Below are 20,501 nucleotides of genomic sequence, written 5' to 3'. Positions count from 1 at the left end.
TAATCCTATTTAAATTGTTTTTGATTCAATATTTGAGGCTATACTAATGGTCTTTTTGTTAATTTTACTTACCATACCCATATCACTAAGTAACCAGTCTAAAAGGGATACAGCTGATTCATTCCACTCAAAACTTTTACCATTAGCTTTATCAACAATGAATTGTCGAGTAGATTTAGCCTTATTAAGATCTTTATAAAATTCAGAATCATTTTTATCTTGTAATATTTTTTCAATCTGCTTAGCCCAAATTGCAGAGTATCCATTATCTAAACCACACCAAAAATTAGTAGGAAGAATACCCATATCAAAATGCTGATCGACTGCAGTTGATGTTCTATAAATTACAGGGGTTCCACTTAAAGCAGACTCTAAAGGTGGCAATCCAAATCCTTCAGCTACAGAAGGATGCACTAACAAGTTTGAAAATCTATAAATATCAGCAAGTTCAAAGTCGGAAAGAGTAGGCAATACAATTGTTCTCAAATTGTCAAAAAATTTTATCCTTCCAATTTCTTTCATAGGACATCTTTTTAAAAAACTTGAAATTTCTTTTGGATCTGAACCAATTCTTATGAACCAAATATTTAATGCACTATTTTCCGAAGCAACTTTTGAAACTGCCTGTAAGGCTACATCCCAGCATTTGTACTTTTGATTTCTTCCAACTCCAAGTATCCATTTGCCCTGAATTATTTTCTCAATAAAAGAATTAAATTTTTCTGGATCCTTTTCTAATGAAACATCCTCAAGAAACTTTTTCCTTAGGATTGTTAATTGATTTTTATCTGTAACTTTTGCTTGGCTTCCAAAATGAAGATCAACAGCATCGCCAATTACATACAAAGGAGAAGTTCTTTTTTTTACTAAACTTTGAAGAATTTTAGCAGAATGATTTGAAACAGTTGAAACATAAGGAAGACGAGATAATGCTCTTTTAACTAAAAAACGAAATTGTCTTTTGAATATAAATCCAACTCCCTTCACGGGCATAAAAGGGATACTGTCATGAACAACTTGAATTACTCTTGATGACATATTATTTCTTGAAATAAAAAGAGGTCTATCAAAATTAGCAGGAGCAAGCCAAATAACATGATTTGATGTCAATTTTTGAATTCTTTTCAGAGCAAACGTTGGCCAAAGCCAAATTGGTTTGTCATAAGATTTTTGAAGTGCACCAGGTCCACCACTCCAAAATGACACCGTATCAGGATACCTATGAATTAAGTCTATGATCCATTGTGAAGGCTCAGATTTAGATACTATTAGAATTTTTAGTCTTTTTTTATTTTTCTGAAGAGACACATTTCTTTTATTTAACTCTAGTGCTAAAGCTCTAGTTAATCCAATAACGAATCTTGATATCCCAGAAACAATTCCTGACTGAGCAGATCTTGAATCAATAGCAAGCCATACAATATCAGAATTTTCTTTAATATTAGCTTCGTCTTGCAAAGTCGACAAATTCGTCATCGTATGTTCACCGTAAAATTATCATAGAATAAAAAAGGAAGAGCTCAAAAAAACCCTTCCTCATAATTGTAGCATAATTTTGAATCTAAAATTATACTTAAATCTGCAAACACAATCAAAAAAATAACTTAAAAAGATAGTCAACAAATTTAATCACTTTTATTTTGTTTGCACTGATTTTCCTGAATGGAGTTCAACAGCCTCTATTCTAGCTAATGCACGAGCGCGTGCAGCTTCAGCTCTTTTCATATCGATTGAATCTGAAGCCTTAGCAGCTAAACGATTTTGCGCTCTTTCTAAAGCATTTTTTGCCCTATCGAGATCAATTGTAGATGCATCTTCACCTACATCAACTAATAAAGTAACAGAGGAACCTGATATTTCAGCAACTCCCCCAGATACCTTATAAAATCCTGCTACTTCATTCTGAGTATAAACAACAACACCTGTACCAACAGCAGAAACCATAGGTGCATGTCCAGGCAATACACCTATTGTTCCATGATCGATTGGAAAATAGATCTCGGTCACACCAGAAAGATCAAGGAGACGTTTATAAGGAGTCAAGATAACAACTCGCATATTGCCTTTTGCTTCAACCATAAATACACAATCCCCAGTCTTTTAATTAAACGGTGACGCCCATCTTTCTAGCCTTTTCTACCGCTTCTTCAATACTTCCAACCATATAAAATGCTGATTCTGGAAGATGATCCCATTTGCCTTCGCAAACTTCTTTAAAGCTGCGCACTGTATCTGCAACTTTTACATATCTTCCAGGGTTTCCAGTAAATACTTCTGCAACGTGGAAAGGTTGTGATAAAAAGCGTTCGATACGACGAGCTCTTGCAACAACTAATTTGTCTTCTTCAGATAGTTCGTCCATACCTAAAATTGCAATGATATCTTGTAATTCTTTGTATCTTTGCAAGATTTGTTGAACTTTACGTGCAGTATTATAATGTTCATCTCCAACAATTTGCGGATCCAAAATTCTACTAGTTGAATTTAAAGGATGAACAGCTGGATAAATTCCTTTTTCAGTTAAGGAACGATCTAGATTTGTCGTAGCATCTAAGTGTGCAAATGTAGTTGCAGGCGCTGGGTCAGTATAGTCGTCTGCTGGTACATATATAGCTTGTACAGAAGTAATTGACCCAGTGTTTGTAGAAGTAATTCTTTCCTGTAAATCACCCATTTCAGTAGCCAAGTTAGGCTGATAACCCACAGCAGAAGGAATACGTCCAAGTAGCGCAGAAATTTCCGCACCAGCTTGAGTAAAACGGAAAATATTATCTACGAAAAACAACACGTCCTGATTTTGTTCATCTCTGAAGTACTCAGCAACTGACAAACCAGAAAGAGCAACGCGCGCACGCGCTCCCGGTGGTTCATTCATTTGTCCGTAAACCAATGCAACTTTATCAAGAACTCCTGAGTCCTTCATTTCATGATAAAGGTCATTACCTTCACGCGTTCTTTCACCAACACCAGCAAAAACAGAGTATCCACCGTGTTGTTTTGCTATGTTATTAATTAACTCCATAATCAAAACAGTTTTACCAACTCCAGCACCACCAAATAAACCAATTTTTCCGCCTTTTTGGTAAGGAGCTAACAAGTCAACAACTTTAATACCAGTTTCTAGCATCTCTAGTTTTGTACTTTGGCGAGTAAAATCAGGTGCTTTACGATGAATTTGATATTCTTTTGAATACTCAACAGCACCCTTTCCATCAATTGGATCGCCAATAACATTTAAAATACGTCCTAATACGTTATTGCCAACAGGAACTGAAATTTGCTTACCTGTGTTACGAACTGCAACACCACGGCTTAAACCTTCAGTAGAATCCATTGCAATTGCTCTAACTGTATTTTCGCCTAAATGTTGAGCAACTTCTAATACAAGATTTTCTTTATCATTGTTTATAGATGTATTTGTTGTTCTTAAGGCATGATAAATTTCTGGTAAGTTACCGTGTTCAAATTGAACATCAACAACCGGTCCCATAACTTGAATAATTTTTCCTGATCCAGACATATAAACTCCAAAATTTTTAAAATTACAATGCCTCAGCACCGCTTATAATTTCAATAAGTTCTTTAGTAATTGCTGCTTGACGCGCTCTTTGATAAGTAATTTGTAACTTACGTTCCATTTCCTTAGCATTCCGAGTTGCGTTATCCATTGCAGTCATTCGAGCTCCATGTTCACTTGCTATAGCTTCGAGTAAAGTTTGGAACATTCTTGATGCCATATACCGAGGTATAACAAATGACAGAAGTTCATCCACTTCAGGCTCAAATATTGGTTCAGCTTGCATAGATGAAACGCCAATATGAAGAGGCAAAACAACATCAGCGGTGGGAGTTTGCGACATAGCAGATTGGAATTTATTATAAACAACCACAAATTTTCCAATTTTACCGTCTGAATAAAGCTTGCCAAATGCATCAGATAAACGTGTTGCATTTGCATTTGTAGGTTTATCGAAAGGCGCAGTGATAGAAACTAAACCGCTATTATCAATCAATACATCTGGATTTACACAATAATCATTTTCAGATGCGAAAAGTGCGTCCTCTTTGATTTTTAGTTGTAATTTCCTTCTTCTGTTCAATGCTTGAAATGCTTTTTTACCAATACAAGTTGTTACTACTTTATACCCTTCAGCTTCTAGCTCAGATATAGTTTTAATTGCCTGTTTTGTAACGTTAGCATTGTAGCCGCCACATAAACCTCTTTCAGAAGAAATAACTAAAACAGCAGCTATTTTTGAAGCCGACTCATTCATCAATGGATGAGTACAGCCGCCGCTTACGACACCTGCTAATTTAGATGTCAATTGTGCTAAGGAATGCGCATATGGTCTAGAGTTTACAACATTATGTTGAGCTCTTCCAAATTTAGCAGCAGACACCAACTTCATTGCTTTTGTAATTTGTTGAGTACCCTTAACACTTTTTATTTTACTGCGAAGATCCTTAAGACTTGCTGGCATTTGGTTCAAACCTCTTTGCAAAATCATCAAGAGCTTTTTTAATTTCAGCTTGTAGTTCACTACTCATTTTCTTACCAGTAGCTATTTCATCTAAAATATTTTTATGTGTAGCTTCAAAATAGTTCAGCATTTGGCGCTCAAAAGTACCAACATAACGAACTTCAATATTATCTAAATAACCATTAATAGCAGCAAATATAGTTAATACTTGTTTTTCCATAGGTAATGGTGAGTATTGAGCTTGTTTTAATAGTTCAGTTAAGCGTTGTCCACGATTTATTTGTTTACGTGTTGCTGCATCTAAATCAGAACCAAACTGCGCAAAGGCTGCAAGCTCTCTGTATTGAGCTAATTCAAGACGTAAGTTTCCAGCAACTTGTTTCATAGAGCCAGTTTGAGCAGCACCACCAACACGGGATACAGAAAGTCCGGCATTTACTGCTGGACGCATACCTGCATTGAAGAGATCTGCTTCAAGAAATATTTGTCCATCAGTAATTGAAATAACGTTTGTTGGGATATAAGCGGAAATATCATTCGCTTGTGTTTCAATAATTGGGAATGCAGTTAAACTTCCAGCTCCAAGATCATCACTTAATTTACAAGCTCTTTCCAATAAACGACTATGCAAATAGAAAACATCTCCAGGATACGCTTCACGCCCAGGTGGTCTTCTAAGTAGAAGAGACAATTCACGATATGCTTGTGCATGCTTAGTCAAATCATCATAAAAAATAACCGCATGCTCGCCACGATCTCTAAAATATTCTCCAATTGTACAACCAGTATATGGCGCCATAAATTGCAATGTAGCGGCTTCAGAAGCACCTGCAACAACTATAGTTGTATATTCTAATGCTCCTGCTCTACGAAGCTTTTCCACAACTTGAGCAATTGTCGAATATTTTTGTCCAATTGCAACATAAATACATTTTACACCACTACCTTTTTGGTTGATGATGGTATCAATAGCAATTGCTGTTTTTCCTGTTTGTCGATCCCCAATAATCAACTCACGTTGGCCACGACCAATTGGTATCATTGAGTCAATTGATTTAATCCCTGTTTGTAGAGGTTCGTGTACACTTTTACGAGCCATAATACCAGGCGCTTTAATTTCAACTGGAGAATGATCTTGAGTATTAAGTTCCCCTAAACCATCAATAGGTTCACCAAGTGCATTTACAACTCTTCCTAAAAGCTGAGGTCCAACTGGAATACTATTAACTTTCCCAGTTCTACGAACTTGCATTCCTTCCCGAATGGTTTCTGAACCAGAAAATACCGCTACTCCAACATTGTCCTCTTCTAAGTTAAGGACAATTCCTTTAACACCATTTTCAAATTGTATAAGTTCACTAATTAAAGCTTTTTCTAGACCATAAATGCGTGCCATTCCATCTGCAATCGATACAACCGTACCAGTCTCAGATACTTCCGCCTTTTGTCCAAAAGCTTGAATTTTTTGTTTTAATAACTGGCTTATTTCATCAACCCGGATATGCTCCATGAATATAACTCCTAACTCAAAGACTCTTTAAGATTCAAAAGACGAGAACGCAGACTTGCATCTACATTTGTATTTCCAACTTTAATAACAAAACCTGAACGCAAAGATTCATCAATCTTAGATTCAAGAATAATTTTTTTATTTAAAACAGATTCCAAAACAGCTGAAAATTCAGCTTGACCGCTTTCACTTAGTTTTGTGGCAGAAGAAATTGTAGCTCTTGCTACCCCTATGTGCTCATCAGCGCGTAACAGAAAATTTTTCAAAACTGGCTGGATTTCAGAAAATCTATGGTTTTCTAGCATTAACTTAAGAAATTCTTTTAATTCTAAAGGAATTTCTCTACCTGCAAGAATTTTTTCTAATACCGTATCTAATAATATTAATTTCTCTTCCAAAGAAAGAGTTGGATTAACAAAAAATCCTGTCATTTTTCTTGTAAAAATTGACGCTAAAACTCTTGTTATTTCAACAAATTCGTTAAACGAAGTACCTTTTTTAACTGCGTCTAACCCGCATTCAAAAAGAGCTGTCCCATACCTTCTGGCAAGAGGACCTGAAAATTTATTCATAAATTACAAACTCCACATAAGTAGAAATTAAAAAAAAATGAATTAATTGAGAGACCTAATGCCTTCAATTGTTTCCGACTTTAGCTTTGCATCTAAAGAATGTAATTGCTCAGCAGTTAATGATTTTTCAACTTCATTTAAAGCTAAACTAAACAACTCATGTTTAATTTCTTCTTTTGTCCTAGTAATCATTTCATTTGCAGCTCTTTGAGCATCTTTCAAAATTGATTCAGATAATTTTGTTGCGTCATTTAAAATCTTTTCACGCTCAATTTTAGCATCAAATAGACTTTGTTCTTTCAATTTAGATATTTCTTCTTCCAAAGATGCTATTTGTGCTTCATATTCTTTAACTTTTCTCTCAGCTAATAAACTAGCTTCTTTTGCTTCAGAAAGTTTAGCTCTAAGCTCAGTGCGATTTTTGTCCAACATGTTAGCAATAGGTTTTTTAGCAAAAAATATAATGGCAGCTAGATAAATTACAAATTGAAAATATGGCCAGAAAACACCATACCAAAAAGATGGAGTTGAGCCGTCACCTGGGGTAGCAAAAGCCTTATTTGAATTAAGAAGTTCATATCCAAGAATAAAGCTTAAACATGCAACCCCAATTTTTTTGTAAATAGTTGACACTAATTCTTTAACTTGATTTGGAAGATCACTTTTAGCTTTAGTTCTTTCTGCTTCTAACCTTGCTTTTACATCATCCAAATAAGCTTCTGCTTTAGTTTGATTTTCTGTTATTATTTCAGTAGCAATTTTTTGTGCAGCATTAATTTGTTCAGCTTTCAAGCGTTTAGCTTCTTCAGCACCTTTTTTAAGCTCTTCAAGGTACTGCATTTCTAACTTTCTTGCCCGATCATTTTCCAATCGAGAAGCTTCTGTTGCTCCGATTGTTCTCCGTCTGCGTTCGTTATGAAGTTTTACCGCAGGTTGTATTATGAGCCTTTGCGCTATATATACTCCCACTAAGAAAATACCTACTTGAATACCAAATCTTATGGCACCTTCTGTATCATGAAACGGATAAATATCTAGAGAGCCTGCCATTTACTCCACCTCAAGGCATGTTCAGCCATTTTAAGCTGAATTTTCAAAAGAAAATAAAAAATATCTAAAACAAAAACGGTGTTGTTTAGGTTCGGCAACCCAAGCAGCACCCGCTCGTTCCTGTATCTGGCCTTGTTATTACTGTGAACTTTGAGTTTCTGCAAGCCCTCGCTCACATAATTTGCAATAATATTTTTCAATTAAAGTGTTTTTTGCCTATATCCTTCAAAAAAATTAGATACCCCAAGTTTTTCTGCCAACTTAAGATGTTCTTGTAATGTAGTTCGAGATATTTGGAGCAATTGACTCGCTTTTGTAATAGTAAACCCCTTCTTTTTTACTGTATAAAAACTCAAAGCAGCTTTTATAAAGCCATGGGCATCATGACTTTGTAACAATGTATAAGAAAATAAATTTTCTGCACATTTTTCAAGCGAAATCTGACTATTGCTATATATTTCATCAAAATTTATAAGAATATGATCTAGATACTCTGTTGCGCTTGGGTAAGAACCTTTAAAACCGCCCAAATAAGCTGTTTGAACCACAGCATCTATAAAAAAATTTAATCCCAGATGTTTTGCTACTAACTTTAGCTTTCGAAAGATTTCACTATCAAATACATCTAAATAAATATCGAGACCAAAATGTTCTAGAATCTTCTCAATAGCACTTGCTGGTGAAGAAATAAGAAGTTCAGGAGACGAAACTTTATAAATAATAAATCCTAAACCATATTTTATTGTATCTGGATGAATTAATACTGTTGGAATGATAGTCGATTGTTTACTTATAACCGTTACATATTTTTCATCCAATTCCTGTGGATTCGTAATGATATTAAAGCATAGAAATTGATTCTTTTGTTCTAATTCAAGAAAATCAAGGACTATTTCTTGAATATCCTGTGACTCAACTTTAATATGTACATCAAATCCACTTTTAATTATTTCAAGAATATGGATTACATCTTCTTCAATTCTTTTTTTTACAAGTTCCTTAATAAGTTTAATTTTCGACTTTTGCATAAAATATCCTTTCAATATACGACAAGCCGAAAATTAAACTTATTTATATTGCTTAAAAAAGCATACTTATCAGAAATCAGATGATTAAAATATTTTTATAAATTCATAGACTTTAAACTTTCCTAAAAATAAATTTAACATACCCCATCAATAGGTTTATTATTCTATTACGTTAAAACTCAGATTAGGGTCTCTAAAAAAATGTTTCACGTGAAACATTCTGTTGATTTCAATAATGATAATATGTATTTATCTGCTACTATGCTAAATTAAGAATTGAATTTTACTTTTTAAATAGACTCTAAGGCAATTATGAAACTACTATTGATCAAAATATCTCTATGTATTTTAGTAACTAATATGCAGTCATATGCATTTGAAAATGAAAAAAAAGTAATTGAATTGGGACAAATTGTGAATATACCTCATCAGAAAATATGTGCAGGTATTTTAAATATCATCTACAATAAAGCTAATATTCCTTTTCATATCAATGTTCTTCCCGGTTGGAGATCAATTTTTGAAACCTTTAAAGGAAATCTTGATGGTGAAGTATGCAGATATACTAAATTTGCAGATGATCATGCACAGCTGATAAAAATTGTTCCTTCAATTTACTTTATATCACCTACAATTTTTTCTACAAAAGAATTAAATTTTAGAGAAATTACCAAAGATTCTTTTAAAAATTATAGAGTAGGAATAATTAAAGGTTTGCCTGGATTTGAAGACTACCTCAGTAAAGTAAAAACTCTTGAATCTGTTAACTCTATAGAACAGCTTATTCAAATGCTTTTACTTGACAGAATCGATTTATTTATTACATCACGCATTAATGCTAATATTGTAATGAAAAAAATGGGAAATACCACAAAAATAAAGTATTCATACTCTCCTGAGAACTTTCAAACTCCTTTATATCATTTTCTTTCTAATAAATTTCAATCACAGGTTAGTATATTGCAAAAAATACTTAGCGATATGGAGCAGTCAGGAGAATTAAAAGCATTACAGAGAAGACTCGAGTTAAATGAAATTAATCAAGTCAAAAAAGAATAGCGACATTTTTCAAATCTTGTTAAAATTATCGATTACGACTTAAAATAGATTCAATAGAAAATATTTAAAAATGTTTCACGTGAAACATTTTTATTTAATATAATGAATCTACTAAGAAAATAAGAAAAAACTCATTTTCTCTTGAAAAAAAAGTTTTCAGATTTAAGGTCTCTATTCACTGTAGGAGAATGAAATGCCTCTCAATAGCAATGACTTATTAAAACTAGATAAAAATAAACCTGTTACATTCAACCATAAATTCCATGGTACCTCAAAAAACTATTATCAAAATCAAGTAATTGAATATATACCTATAAACAATATAGAACCCTTAGAAGAACAACCAAGAACTTATTTTGATCCTGAAAGCTTAGATGAATTAGCACAAAGTATAAGAACTTATGGAATATTGCAGCCAGTTATCGTATCGTTAGATGAAAACGAAAAAATTAAAATTATTGCTGGTGAAAGACGCTGGAAAGCAGCGCAAATTGCAGGCTTAGATAAAATACCGTGTATTGTAAGAGACTTAAATGATCATTCTTCTTTAGAACTAGCGCTTATTGAAAATATTCAAAGAGAAGCCTTATCTGCGGTTGAAGAAGCACAAACATATAAAAAACTTTTAGACGAACACAATTATACACAAGAAACCTTAGCATCCAGAATAGGTAAAAATAGAGCGACAATATCAAATACTATAAGACTACTGTCTCTTCCTGATAAAATTTTAGATGATCTTAATTTAAAGATTATTACTGCAGGTCACGCAAGAGCGTTATGTGCTATTGACAACTCCAAGCTGCAACTAAAAGCTCACTCAATTATAGTCAAAAAAAAGTTGTCAGTTAGACAAGCTGAAGAATTAATTAAATCATTAAAGCTAGACAAACCTCATAAAACACTTACTGATTCTATTTCCCCAGATCTTCGTTATATTTGTGATCAATACAAAGGACATTTGGGGACAAAAGTTAAAATCACAGGTGATACCAACAAAGGAAAAATTGAAATAAGTTATTATACTTTAGATGATTTAGAAAGAATTTCTGAGCTTATTCTTGGGAGTATTATCCCTCCCCCAAAAAACAGTTAGCAAAAAAATTTAATATTTTATTATAATAAATTAGCAGCAATTGTAGCCAAAGCAGATCTTTCCCCTTTGACTAAAGTAACATGACCTGCTATAGCTTCTTGTTTCATTCTCTCTACAACATAAGTTAAACCATTACTTGCTGCGTCAACATAAGGATTATCAATTTGATAAGGATCGCCTGTTAGGATAATTTTTGTATTTTCTCCAGCACGAGTCAAAATAGTTTTAATTTCATGTGGAGTTAAATTTTGTGCTTCATCAACAATAAAGTATTGATTTGGTATGGAACGTCCACGAATATAAGTAAGTGGTTCTACCTCTAATATACCTTGATTAATTAATTCATGATAACTTTGAGAAAGTCTTTTTTGTCTTCCTTGAGAAACACCACCAAGTAAAAGTTCTAAATTATCAAATATTGGTTGCATCCAAGGATTTAGTTTTTCTTCTAAAGTACCAGGCAAATAGCCTACATCTCTACCTAAAGGGAAAATAGGTCTACTAACTAGTAATTTTTGGTATTTTGATTCATCAGTTGTTTTTTCTAATCCTGCTGCAATGGCTAGTAAAGTTTTACCAGTTCCTGCAGTACCAACTAAAGTAACAAGCTTAACATCATCGTCTAATAGTAAATCTAAAGCAAAACTTTGTTCTAAATTCCTTGGATAAATACCCCAAACAAAATCTTTTCCACCTAAATTTAAATTTTTTAAATTACCCGTAACATGATCATATTTTCCATAAACAAACTGCAATGGATCTTTTGCATCTCTTAAAATAACATACTGATTAGGCATGAGTTCATATTCTTCTAACGAAACTGAACCAGATGATAAATATTTTTTAAGTACTTCTGATTCAACTTCAAATTCTACTATTCCTGTGTAAAGCTCCTCTATGTTAACTTTATCAGCTTCAAAGTCTGAAACACTAACACCTAATGCATCAGCTTTAATCCGCAGGTTAGAGTCCTTAGTTATTAAAATTACTGGCATATTTGCTGCTTGTTTTTTTAATATCAATGCAACGCTTAGTATTAAATTATCAGGTTTTCTTTCAAAATGAGTAGGCAATAGAGCCATATCTGACTCTAAAACAACATAAACTTTACCACTATCTCTTTTGTCTCCAAATAAAGGTATACCATTGCTTAAAGATCCTCTCTCTCGAAGATCATCAAGAATTCTTGAAAAATGACGAGCATTCCTTCCCGTTTCACTCAAACCCTTTTTAAAAGTGTCTAGTTCCTCAATTACTGATATTGGAATGTACACATCATTATCTTCAAAAGAGAAAATGGCACTTGGATTAGATAGCAACACATTTGTGTCTATTACAAATTTCTTTTTCAACCCTTTACCCCTTTCGACAAATAATTCGATCCAAAGAGGGATCGCGCTCTTACAAGAAATCAATTCTTCCTCTATCATTCCATGAGAATGATTAGAGGTTAACAGAAAGAAGCATTTTTTTTTAGTTCAAAGTAGGAGAAAAAAGAAATGATACCATCTCACTCCAAAGACCTGCTTAATAGTGTTTCAGAAAGTGTTAAAAGAGAATTTAAAGAGCAAAAATATATTCTTTCATATGATGAATTTCTAGAGGTATTTATAAAAGAACCAAGAAAATTAATAAGAAATTCTGCGGAATATATGTTAGATATGTTCAAATATTTTGGTGTAAGTGATGTTAAATATGCTCATAATATTACTAAAAGACATTTTAAATTATTTGAAAGAATTCGTGGGAAAAATAAACCAGCAATTACAGGTCAAGAAGAAGCTCATGAAAGTATTTATAGAGTTTTAGAACAATTTGTGCGCCAAGGGAAAGTTGATAAACTTATTTTACTCCACGGTCCAAATGGTTCAAGTAAATCCTCTACCGCTGAAGCTATAGCTAACGCTTTAGAAGAATATTCTAAAACAGAGCATGGAGTTGTATATAAATTTAATTGGATTTTTCCTTCAGATAAAATTGGTTATGACGGTTTAGGTGATAATTTTAATAAACATATTGGATTTGGCGACGAGCCTCCAACAAAAAATGGAAATAAGACGTTTGCACATTTAGAAGATGACGAAATTATGTGCAAAATAGTGAGTGAAATGAAAGAAAATCCTATCTTTATTTTACCTAAAAAAGAACGCATTGAATTATTCAAAAAAATATCAATTAATAATATGTATCCTGAAGATACACCCATTTATCTTGAAGAAGGCGCGTTAGGGGCAAAGAGTAAAAAAATATTTGATTCTCTTCTTGTTGCCTACAAAGGAGATTTAGATAAAGTACTAAGACACGTGCAAGTCGAAAGATTTTTTTATAGCGGTCGTTATAGAGTAGGAATTGCGTCAGTCGAACCACAAATGGCTATTGATGCTCAAGATAGACAAATTACTATGGAAAGAAATATTCAAAATATTCCCCCTGCCCTTCAAAATATAAGAATATTTGAACCGCAAGGAGAATTGATTGATGCAAATAGAGGATTTATTGAATTCGCAGATCTTCTAAAACGACCTTTAGAAGCCTTTAAATATCTGTTAACAACTATTGAAAAAATGAGTATTAATCTCCCAAGCGGAATAGCTGATTTGGATCTAATTATGATGGCAAGTACAAATGAAAAACATCTAGATGCCTTTAAAAATTCACCTGATTGGCCTTCATTTAAAGGAAGATTTGAATTAGTGAGAGTTCCTTACTTACTTTCAGCTAAATTAGAGCAAAAAATATATGAAGAAGATATAAAAATTATTGAAAAAACAAAAAAAATTGGTCCTCACTCCTTATCATTACTTGCAAAATGGGCTGTCTTAACAAGGTTACGACAACCAGATCCTGATTATTATGATCCAGGAATTAGAAATATCATCGCTAGACTAGATCCTTATGATAAACAAGCATTATATGATGGAAATGAACCATCAAACACATTTACAGAAACAGAAAAAGGTCTATTGAAGAAAAATGTCGAAGAAATACTGAAAGAAAGCCAAAGTTCTGTTGCTTATGAAGGTAGATTTGGTGCAAGTCCTAGAGAAATGAAAATGTTACTTTATTTTGCAGCACAAAATGAAAGGCATGATTCCCTTTCAGCAATTGCACTTTTCGATGAAATTGAAAAATTGACTAGAGATAGAACGATTTATGATTATCTGCAATTTGAGCCGCGGGGAGGATATCATGACTATCGTGAATTTATTAAGCATATAAAAATACAATATAGTCAACAATTTCACAAAGAGTTTTTATCTGCTTTAAATTTTTATGACGAAGAACAGTACATAAATGCTCTTCAAAAATATATGCGTAACGTGACTGCATTTATTAAAAAAGAAAAAATACAGAATGATATAACTGGAAGAAATGAAGAAGCTAATGAGAATATAATGGAAGAAATGGAATCTCTTATGGGTGCTACAGGTAATAAAAGAGAGATAAGAGAAAGATTGGTTGCAAAACTTGCATCATGGAGAGTTGAAAGACCAAACGATGAATTAAATTTTTCAAAAGTTTTTGAAGCAGAATTAACTACAATTTCAAAAAGAATTTATGAAAGTAAAGAAGATGAAATTAAAAAAATTAAAAACTCGATGATGATGCACGGTAGTGAAGATTATAATAAATTGCCAAAAGAAGTTTATAATCTCTGTGAAAATACATTTAATAATTTAGAAAAATATTTCAACTATACAAGAAAAAACGCTTGGGAAAGCTTAATATTTCTAAATAATATAAAAAAACAGTAAAGAGCAATATATGTATAGAAAAATAAATTATATCTTCACAATATTAGCTTTAATTTTTCTTCAATATAAATCATTTTCATTTGATGAAATTAAAATTTATACTGAAGAAAAACCACCAAATAATTTTGAAGGGCCAAATAATAAAGTAACAGGAATATCTACCGAAATTGTTGAGGAAATATTTAAAAATGCTCATATTAATTATTCCATAGAAATTCTTCCTTGGGCTAGAGCTTTGGATACAGCTTCAAAAAATAAAGATATAGGTTTATATTCGCTAGCAAGAACTCCTGATAGAGAAAATTCTTTTTACTGGATTGGTCCTTTAATAAAAAATGATTGGAGTTTTTTTACTAGAAAAAATTCCAAAATAAAAATTCATAAATTAGATGATGCAAAAAAATACTTAGTAGGAGTTTATAAACAAAGTGCTCTTTCTAACTATCTATTAGAAAATGGTTTCAAAGCAGATAAAAATTTAGATTTTGTAAATGAAGAAAAGTATAATCCAACAAAATTAGAAAGAAATAGAATTGATATTTGGGCAACGGGGTTATTAGTAGGTTTGTTTCATGCAAAAGAACATAAAACAACATTCGTTCCTATATATACAATAAAAGAAGTTGGTTTATATTTAGCTTTTAACAAAAGTACAGATAAAAATTTAATATCTACATTGGAAAAATCTTTTGATAAAATAAAAAATAGCGAAAAGATTAAAAGTATTCAAAAAAAGTATGGATATAAAAAGTAAATTATAATTTCTAAATAAAATTATTTTTAAGATTGACATATTTTAGAAATGAAATGTAATATCTTTTTTAAAATAATAGGAGAAATTATGAAAATCAAAAAAAGTTTATTTTTTTTAAGTTCATTAGTTATTTTTTCTTGTTCTAATAAAGAAAGCAAACAGGATTTTGAAAAACAAAATATTCAATCTAAATCAATTTCTAAATCAAGTGATTGGGCTTTACCAAATTTAACTAATGAGGAAAAAGATAATTTAATATTTGCGGTGAAAACTGTTTTCAATGATTTTTACGTGAATAGATTGCAAAAAATAACGGACTATAAATACGATGCATTAAAAGAGGCAAATAAACTGAATAACCAAATGAGTTCAGAAGTTTTACTTTCAGAATCTATGAAAATATTTAGGAATATAAGAGATTTGCATACTGGATTTATTTATCCTATACCAGCACGTTGTAATAGTTCTTCTTTTCCATTAAGTACAAAGCTTATTTATGATGAATACGGTGAAAATGAAAAATTAATAATCACACAAAAATATGATAAAGCAACATTTGAAAATGAAACATTAAATAATAACTATAACAAATTAAATATAGGTGATGAAATATTATCTATCAAGAATATCGGACTAGAAGGAATATCATCTTCCAAAAAATATTCAACAAAATCCGCAATATTAGAAATTGGTGCTTTTTATCGTGGAGCAAATGAAGATGCTTTTAGAACTAGAGCTGTGCAGAATTTTTTTAATAGAAATGGCTCCTATATGCAGCCAGCAGAAGGAAATTTCACAATAGAGGTTAGAAGTAAAAAAGATAATCAAATTTATGAATTTACATTCCCTTGGATACAAACGAAAGCAAATACTCCTATTTGTAACAATCGGAATATAAATACTTTAAGTATTACAAATGCAACTAATTTAATTAAGTATTCAAAATCAGTAGATAGTAATGAAGTGATAAATAATAGAAATAATGGAAAAGAAAATGTTACAATTACACAAATTCAAAGAAATGGAAAAAACTTTGCGCTCATACATTTGAATTATTTCATACCTAGTGCTGAATATGACTTTTATAATTATCTTGAAGCAAGAGAAAAGATTAATGCGGAAGTAAATTTTATAAGAAAATATATTAGAGATAATAAAGATAATATAGAAGGAGTTATTTTTGATATCAGAGGAAATGGCGGTGGTTATGGCAGCTATCCTCAATTATTAGCAAATATGTTTACTACACAATTTGTTTCAAATATGTTGGTAAAGCCTCTAGTTTCAGAAACTAACAAAGAAACATTTTATAATTTAGAAATGTCAAGATATATTTCCAGAAAAAACACTATTGATCCTCTTACCAGTCCTATACTTGATACAGTATATTCAATGGAAAAATTAATTAATGGAAAATTTACAAAAGAATTAGTGATTAAAAGAGAATTACTTTTAAAAGAAGGCGATAGGTATGATGGTGATGAGAATGATTCACTTCCTTCATATTACAATAAAGAAACAACAGAAATTTTAAAACCAATTTTAACTACAAAACCTATTGCCGTCTTGACAAATAGCAATTGTTATTCTGCTTGTGATATATTTGCCGCACTTTTCAAGGATTTTAAAATAGCTAGAATTTATGGTGAAACAGCTCATACTGGCGGTGGTGGTGCAAACGTTATTGAATGGAATGACTTTTTAACTCCTGTTGTAATTGATGAACAAGGTCATTCAACAACTATGATTCCAAATGCAAAACCTCTACCAAAAGGTGCTGAAATTCGCTTCGCTTGGAATAAAATTAAACGATACAATAATAGTAAATATGAACAATATATTGAAGGTATTGGAATTCTAGCTGATTATGTTTATAAACCAACAGAAGAAGATGCTTTAAATAATGGATCAAGAATATTAAATAATATTATGGATGACATGCTGGATCCGAGTAATTCGAAAAAATTCTATTTAAATAGATAAAAAAATTATTTTTCTATCTAAATAAAAATACTAGACACTTCTTCCTTTATAGCCAGAAAAATCAGTGATGTGTCTTTTATATGAGTTAGAAAAAAATGGTGAACTTATTAGAAAATCTGCTGAAGCTTTATTACAGGCTAAGGGAACATTCCAAACAACAGCCACTCTAAGTAAAGCTCGAACATCTGGATCATGTGGCTGAGCTGCTAATGGATCCCAAAAGAAAAGTACCATATCTAATTTTCCTTCAGAAATATAAGCGCCAGCCTGCATATCTCCTCCTAAAGGTCCACTTTCAAAACATGTAACTTTAAACCCAGTTTCTCTTTCTAATAACTTTCCTGTTGTACCAGTTGCAAATAATTCATGATCAGCCAATTTATTACTATGTTCTACAGCCCAATCTAGTAATTCTTTTTTCTTATTATCATGAGCAATTAATACAATTCTTTTTTTTTCAGGTACAATAATTTCTTTATACTTAGTTTTATTCATACTTAACTTTCAATTATAAATAGTATTATTCTACAGTAACACTTTTAGCTAAATTTCTTGGTTGATCTACATCATTTCCTCTTCTAACAGCTATCCAATAAGCAAATAAATGCATTGGAACTGTAGTTAAAAAAGGTAACGCAATATGAGAGCATTTTGTTACAGGAATAAAATCATCAGAAATAGCTTGTAAAGAAGTATCACCTTCCGTTCCAATTGAAAGAATTTTTCCTCCTCTTGCCCTTATTTCTTCAATATTACTAATTGTTTTTTCATAATATTGATCTTTCGGAGCCAAACAAACTACGCTCATATTTTCATCAATTAAAGCAATAGGACCATGCTTTAACTCTCCTGCTGCATAGCCTTCTGCATGAATATATGAGAGTTCCTTTAATTTTAATGCACCTTCCAATGCTACCGGCCACTGCTGACCTCTACCAATAAATAAAAGATTATCCATATGCTGGTATTTTAAAGTAATTTCTTTAATTGGCTTTGATAGCGCAAGTGTTTTTTCTATTAAACTTGGGACTTTTGATAAATCTTCTAAGCAATTAGCGATATAGTTTTTATCTTTTTTGTTTTTCTCTTGCGCCATACCCAAGGCTAATAGAAGTAATGAAGATAATTGAGCTGATAAAGCTTTAGTACTTGCTACTCCAATCTCTGGGCCTGCGTAAATTAAACTTTCATCGTCACAGACATGAGCAATGCTGCTTCCAGGTGCGTTTACTATAGCAAGTGTTTTAGCCTTATTTTCTTTTGCAAATTTTATTGCTTGAAGAGTATCAATGGTTTCTCCACTCTGAGAAACTGCAATACATAGCGTATTTTCATTTACTGTAGATGATCTATAGCGATATTCACTTGCAAGATCAACTTCTACAGGAATTCGGGTAAATTCCTCAAAATAGTACTTTGCCAAACAACTCACATAAAAACTTGTTCCGCAAGCAATTATTTGAATTCTATCAATTTGTTTTAAATTTATTTTATGAATTCCATAAGCTTTTAAATCTACAGTACCTTGATTTCTATCTATGCGCCCATTAATTGTTTGAGCTACTGCTTGTGGCTGCTCGTGTATTTCTTTTAACATGAAATGATCATATCCATTTTTATCGAGCATATTGGATGACCAATTCACTGTTATAGGCTCTCTAGTTATTTCATTTCCAGAAAAATTCACAATTTTTATTGAATCTTTTTTCAAAAAAGCAATTTCATTATCTTCTAAAATAATTATTTCACGAGTATGATCTACTAATGCTGCAATTCCTGAAGCCATATAATTTTCATTTTCACCAATTCCTAATACAATTGGTGAACCATACTTAACTACATACAAAGTATCTGGTTCGTCAGTACATATTATTCCAAAAGCAAATGCTCCTCGAATTTGTTTTACTAATGAGAAAATTGCTTTTTTCATATTATCTTCGACAGAGTTACTATTATTCAATTTTTTCAATTCATAATTTAATAAATGAGCAGCTACTTCAGTATCTGTCTCACTTTGAAAGACATAATTTTTAGTTAATAAAAACTCTTTTAATTCTTTATAATTTTCAATAATTCCATTATGCAATAAAATAATATTATCTGATCTATGCGGATGAGCATTTTGTTCTGTAGGTTTTCCATGAGTTGCCCAACGTGTGTGACCTATTCCTAGATGTGCTGATTTTGGTAAATTGCTCAGTTTTTTTTGGAGATTTGTAAGTTTTCCTTCTGCTCTTTCAATATAAATTTTGTTAGCTTCAAGCATAGCAATGCCTGCAGAATCATAGCCTCGATATTCTAATCTTTTTAATCCATTATAAAAAAATTCGGGGGTGACTCCTGTTCCAATATAACCAATTACTCCACACATAGAAACCTCTTCATGATTTTCAAAGTTATTTTTCTTTAAATTTCTTTTCCATTTCAGCTAATTGCTCTTGAGAATTAATTCCTAAAAATTCTGTTTCATCTATTCCAATTAAATAGCCAACTTTTTTTCCTGATTGTTTTGCAATTACAGGTAAATCAGTTAGATAATATTCTTTTGCTGCATTATTATTTTTTAATAATGGAAAGTATTCTTTCATAGCCAAATAGTTTGCACATTGAAATCCAGAATTACATAATTTTATTTTCTTTTGTTCTTCTGTACAATCTTTTTCCTCACAAATTGCTAAAAAATTATTTTGCTCATCAGTGAGAATGCGACCATACCCTGTAGGATTATTAGTTTCAAATGCCAATACAGTAAAAATATTATTTTCATTTTTATGCGTTTTAATAAATTCTTTAAATGTTTCAGGTTTTACTGCAGGAGTATCACCATATGCGATTAAAATATTTATTTCGTTATTTTTATTATTATTTAAATAATAGTTTTCTACTTCTCTAATGCCACACTCAGCAGCATGACCTGTTCCTAAAGGGGTATTCTGATATGCAAAATTTATTTGGATATTACTTGGAAAATTATATTCTAAAATAATCTCTTCAACAATTTTTTGGGTTGGAGAAATAACAACTATAATTTTATTAATACCTGCATTCACTAATGACTCGATAGCCCAAATAACTAAAGATTTTCCTAATAATTTATGCGCTACTTTAGGTAGTGAAGAATTCATTCTTTTGCCCATACCAGCGGCTAAAACTACTCCTATTGTTTCTGCTTTAAATAATTCATTAGCAACCACAGAATATTTCTCCAAATAA

17 protein-coding genes are annotated in these 20,501 nt (G+C 31.6%); 5 read left to right on the top strand and 12 right to left on the bottom strand.

Annotation, left to right across the window (positions count from 1 at the left end; translation table 11 throughout):
* Nucleotides 1–9: 9 nt before the first annotated feature.
* From GOY08_RS10190 to GOY08_RS10155, 8 genes are all read right to left on the bottom strand, one after another.
* Nucleotides 10–1,476: a glycosyltransferase gene (locus GOY08_RS10190; protein WP_158998801.1), complete on the bottom strand. Its 1,467-nt coding sequence runs from the start codon at nucleotides 1,474–1,476 to the stop codon at nucleotides 10–12.
* 159 nt (nucleotides 1,477–1,635) lie between these two features.
* Entirely contained in the window at nucleotides 1,636–2,079 is a 444-nt protein-coding gene (gene atpC / locus GOY08_RS10185; protein ID WP_158998800.1) for an ATP synthase F1 subunit epsilon, read from the bottom strand.
* A gap of 25 nt (nucleotides 2,080–2,104) precedes the next feature.
* On the bottom strand, nucleotides 2,105–3,520 hold the full coding sequence (atpD, locus tag GOY08_RS10180; protein WP_158998799.1) for a F0F1 ATP synthase subunit beta: 1,416 nt from the start codon (nucleotides 3,518–3,520) through the stop codon (nucleotides 2,105–2,107).
* Between the two features lie 22 nt (nucleotides 3,521–3,542).
* The gene (locus tag GOY08_RS10175; protein WP_158998798.1) at nucleotides 3,543–4,481 is read right to left on the bottom strand and encodes a F0F1 ATP synthase subunit gamma; all 939 of its coding nucleotides are present in this window, start codon (nucleotides 4,479–4,481) and stop codon (nucleotides 3,543–3,545) included.
* Nucleotides 4,465–5,991 (bottom strand): F0F1 ATP synthase subunit alpha, encoded by a 1,527-nt coding sequence (atpA, locus tag GOY08_RS10170; protein WP_158998797.1) that lies wholly within the window; start codon nucleotides 5,989–5,991, stop codon nucleotides 4,465–4,467. Before atpA ends, GOY08_RS10175 begins: the two co-directional genes overlap by 17 nt.
* An 11-nt stretch (nucleotides 5,992–6,002) precedes the next feature.
* Nucleotides 6,003–6,563 (bottom strand): ATP synthase F1 subunit delta, encoded by a 561-nt coding sequence (atpH, locus tag GOY08_RS10165; protein WP_158998796.1) that lies wholly within the window; start codon nucleotides 6,561–6,563, stop codon nucleotides 6,003–6,005.
* Between the two features lie 42 nt (nucleotides 6,564–6,605).
* A complete protein-coding gene (locus tag GOY08_RS10160; protein WP_158998795.1) occupies nucleotides 6,606–7,613 on the bottom strand; it encodes an ATP synthase F0 subunit B in 1,008 nt (335 codons plus the stop codon).
* A 200-nt stretch (nucleotides 7,614–7,813) separates the two neighbouring features.
* A complete protein-coding gene (locus GOY08_RS10155; protein ID WP_158998794.1) occupies nucleotides 7,814–8,641 on the bottom strand; it encodes a hypothetical protein in 828 nt (275 codons plus the stop codon).
* A gap of 312 nt (nucleotides 8,642–8,953) precedes the next feature.
* On the opposite strand from GOY08_RS10155, the gene GOY08_RS10150 reads away from it, so the two are divergent.
* Complete coding sequence (locus GOY08_RS10150; protein WP_158998793.1) at nucleotides 8,954–9,700, top strand: substrate-binding periplasmic protein; 747 nt, start codon at nucleotides 8,954–8,956, stop codon at nucleotides 9,698–9,700.
* Between the two features lie 193 nt (nucleotides 9,701–9,893).
* Complete coding sequence (locus GOY08_RS10145) at nucleotides 9,894–10,796, top strand: ParB/RepB/Spo0J family partition protein (protein WP_158998792.1); 903 nt, start codon at nucleotides 9,894–9,896, stop codon at nucleotides 10,794–10,796.
* A gap of 20 nt (nucleotides 10,797–10,816) precedes the next feature.
* On the opposite strand, the gene GOY08_RS10140 is transcribed toward GOY08_RS10145, so the two are convergent.
* Nucleotides 10,817–12,148 (bottom strand): PhoH family protein, encoded by a 1,332-nt coding sequence (locus tag GOY08_RS10140; protein ID WP_158998791.1) that lies wholly within the window; start codon nucleotides 12,146–12,148, stop codon nucleotides 10,817–10,819.
* A gap of 147 nt (nucleotides 12,149–12,295) precedes the next feature.
* Between GOY08_RS10140 and GOY08_RS10135 the strand changes: the two genes are divergently transcribed.
* The 3 genes from GOY08_RS10135 (at nucleotide 12,296) to GOY08_RS10125 (ending at nucleotide 17,288) form a co-directional block, all read left to right on the top strand.
* Nucleotides 12,296–14,551, top strand: coding sequence for a hypothetical protein (locus GOY08_RS10135; protein ID WP_158998790.1), 2,256 nt, complete (start codon nucleotides 12,296–12,298; stop codon nucleotides 14,549–14,551).
* Between the two features lie 10 nt (nucleotides 14,552–14,561).
* The gene (locus tag GOY08_RS10130; RefSeq protein WP_158998789.1) at nucleotides 14,562–15,305 is read left to right on the top strand and encodes a substrate-binding periplasmic protein; all 744 of its coding nucleotides are present in this window, start codon (nucleotides 14,562–14,564) and stop codon (nucleotides 15,303–15,305) included.
* Nucleotides 15,306–15,392: 87 nt separating this feature from the next.
* Nucleotides 15,393–17,288 carry a S41 family peptidase gene (locus GOY08_RS10125; protein WP_158998788.1) on the top strand — a complete coding sequence of 632 codons (1,896 nt, stop codon included), beginning with the start codon at nucleotides 15,393–15,395 and terminating at the stop codon, nucleotides 17,286–17,288.
* Nucleotides 17,289–17,318: 30 nt separating this feature from the next.
* Here GOY08_RS10125 and GOY08_RS10120 read toward each other — a convergent pair whose 3' ends face one another.
* From GOY08_RS10120 to GOY08_RS10110, 3 genes are read right to left on the bottom strand one after another with little or no spacing between them, the layout of a single operon-like run.
* Complete coding sequence (locus tag GOY08_RS10120) at nucleotides 17,319–17,783, bottom strand: methylglyoxal synthase (RefSeq protein WP_158998787.1); 465 nt, start codon at nucleotides 17,781–17,783, stop codon at nucleotides 17,319–17,321.
* Between the two features lie 25 nt (nucleotides 17,784–17,808).
* Nucleotides 17,809–19,659: a glutamine--fructose-6-phosphate transaminase (isomerizing) gene (gene glmS, locus GOY08_RS10115; protein WP_158998786.1), complete on the bottom strand. Its 1,851-nt coding sequence runs from the start codon at nucleotides 19,657–19,659 to the stop codon at nucleotides 17,809–17,811.
* Between the two features lie 25 nt (nucleotides 19,660–19,684).
* Nucleotides 19,685–20,482 (bottom strand): sugar phosphate nucleotidyltransferase, encoded by a 798-nt coding sequence (locus tag GOY08_RS10110; protein ID WP_158998785.1) that lies wholly within the window; start codon nucleotides 20,480–20,482, stop codon nucleotides 19,685–19,687.
* Nucleotides 20,483–20,501: the final 19 nt, after the last annotated feature.

Origin of the sequence: Pigmentibacter ruber, from assembly GCF_009792895.1 — a bacterium.
Lineage (GTDB): Bacteria > Bdellovibrionota_B > Oligoflexia > Silvanigrellales > Silvanigrellaceae > Silvanigrella > Silvanigrella rubra.
Note: the sequence above shows the minus strand (reverse complement) of the source record. Positions and strands in the feature narration are given on the sequence as shown.

Coding starts and splice junctions, on each gene's coding strand:
- GOY08_RS10155 (WP_158998794.1), bottom strand. CDS start 8,641: ATGCAAAAGTCGAAAATTAAACTTATTAAGGAACTTGTAAAAAAAAGA.
- GOY08_RS10145 (WP_158998792.1), top strand. CDS start 9,894: ATGCCTCTCAATAGCAATGACTTATTAAAACTAGATAAAAATAAACCT.
- atpA (WP_158998797.1), bottom strand. CDS start 5,991: ATGGAGCATATCCGGGTTGATGAAATAAGCCAGTTATTAAAACAAAAA.
- glmS (WP_158998786.1), bottom strand. CDS start 19,659: ATGTGTGGAGTAATTGGTTATATTGGAACAGGAGTCACCCCCGAATTT.
- GOY08_RS10135 (WP_158998790.1), top strand. CDS start 12,296: ATGATACCATCTCACTCCAAAGACCTGCTTAATAGTGTTTCAGAAAGT.
- GOY08_RS10120 (WP_158998787.1), bottom strand. CDS start 17,783: ATGAATAAAACTAAGTATAAAGAAATTATTGTACCTGAAAAAAAAAGA.
- GOY08_RS10130 (WP_158998789.1), top strand. CDS start 14,562: ATGTATAGAAAAATAAATTATATCTTCACAATATTAGCTTTAATTTTT.
- GOY08_RS10125 (WP_158998788.1), top strand. CDS start 15,393: ATGAAAATCAAAAAAAGTTTATTTTTTTTAAGTTCATTAGTTATTTTT.
- GOY08_RS10190 (WP_158998801.1), bottom strand. CDS start 1,476: ATGACGAATTTGTCGACTTTGCAAGACGAAGCTAATATTAAAGAAAAT.
- GOY08_RS10175 (WP_158998798.1), bottom strand. CDS start 4,481: ATGCCAGCAAGTCTTAAGGATCTTCGCAGTAAAATAAAAAGTGTTAAG.
- GOY08_RS10160 (WP_158998795.1), bottom strand. CDS start 7,613: ATGGCAGGCTCTCTAGATATTTATCCGTTTCATGATACAGAAGGTGCC.
- GOY08_RS10150 (WP_158998793.1), top strand. CDS start 8,954: ATGAAACTACTATTGATCAAAATATCTCTATGTATTTTAGTAACTAAT.
- atpH (WP_158998796.1), bottom strand. CDS start 6,563: ATGAATAAATTTTCAGGTCCTCTTGCCAGAAGGTATGGGACAGCTCTT.
- atpD (WP_158998799.1), bottom strand. CDS start 3,520: ATGTCTGGATCAGGAAAAATTATTCAAGTTATGGGACCGGTTGTTGAT.
- atpC (WP_158998800.1), bottom strand. CDS start 2,079: ATGGTTGAAGCAAAAGGCAATATGCGAGTTGTTATCTTGACTCCTTAT.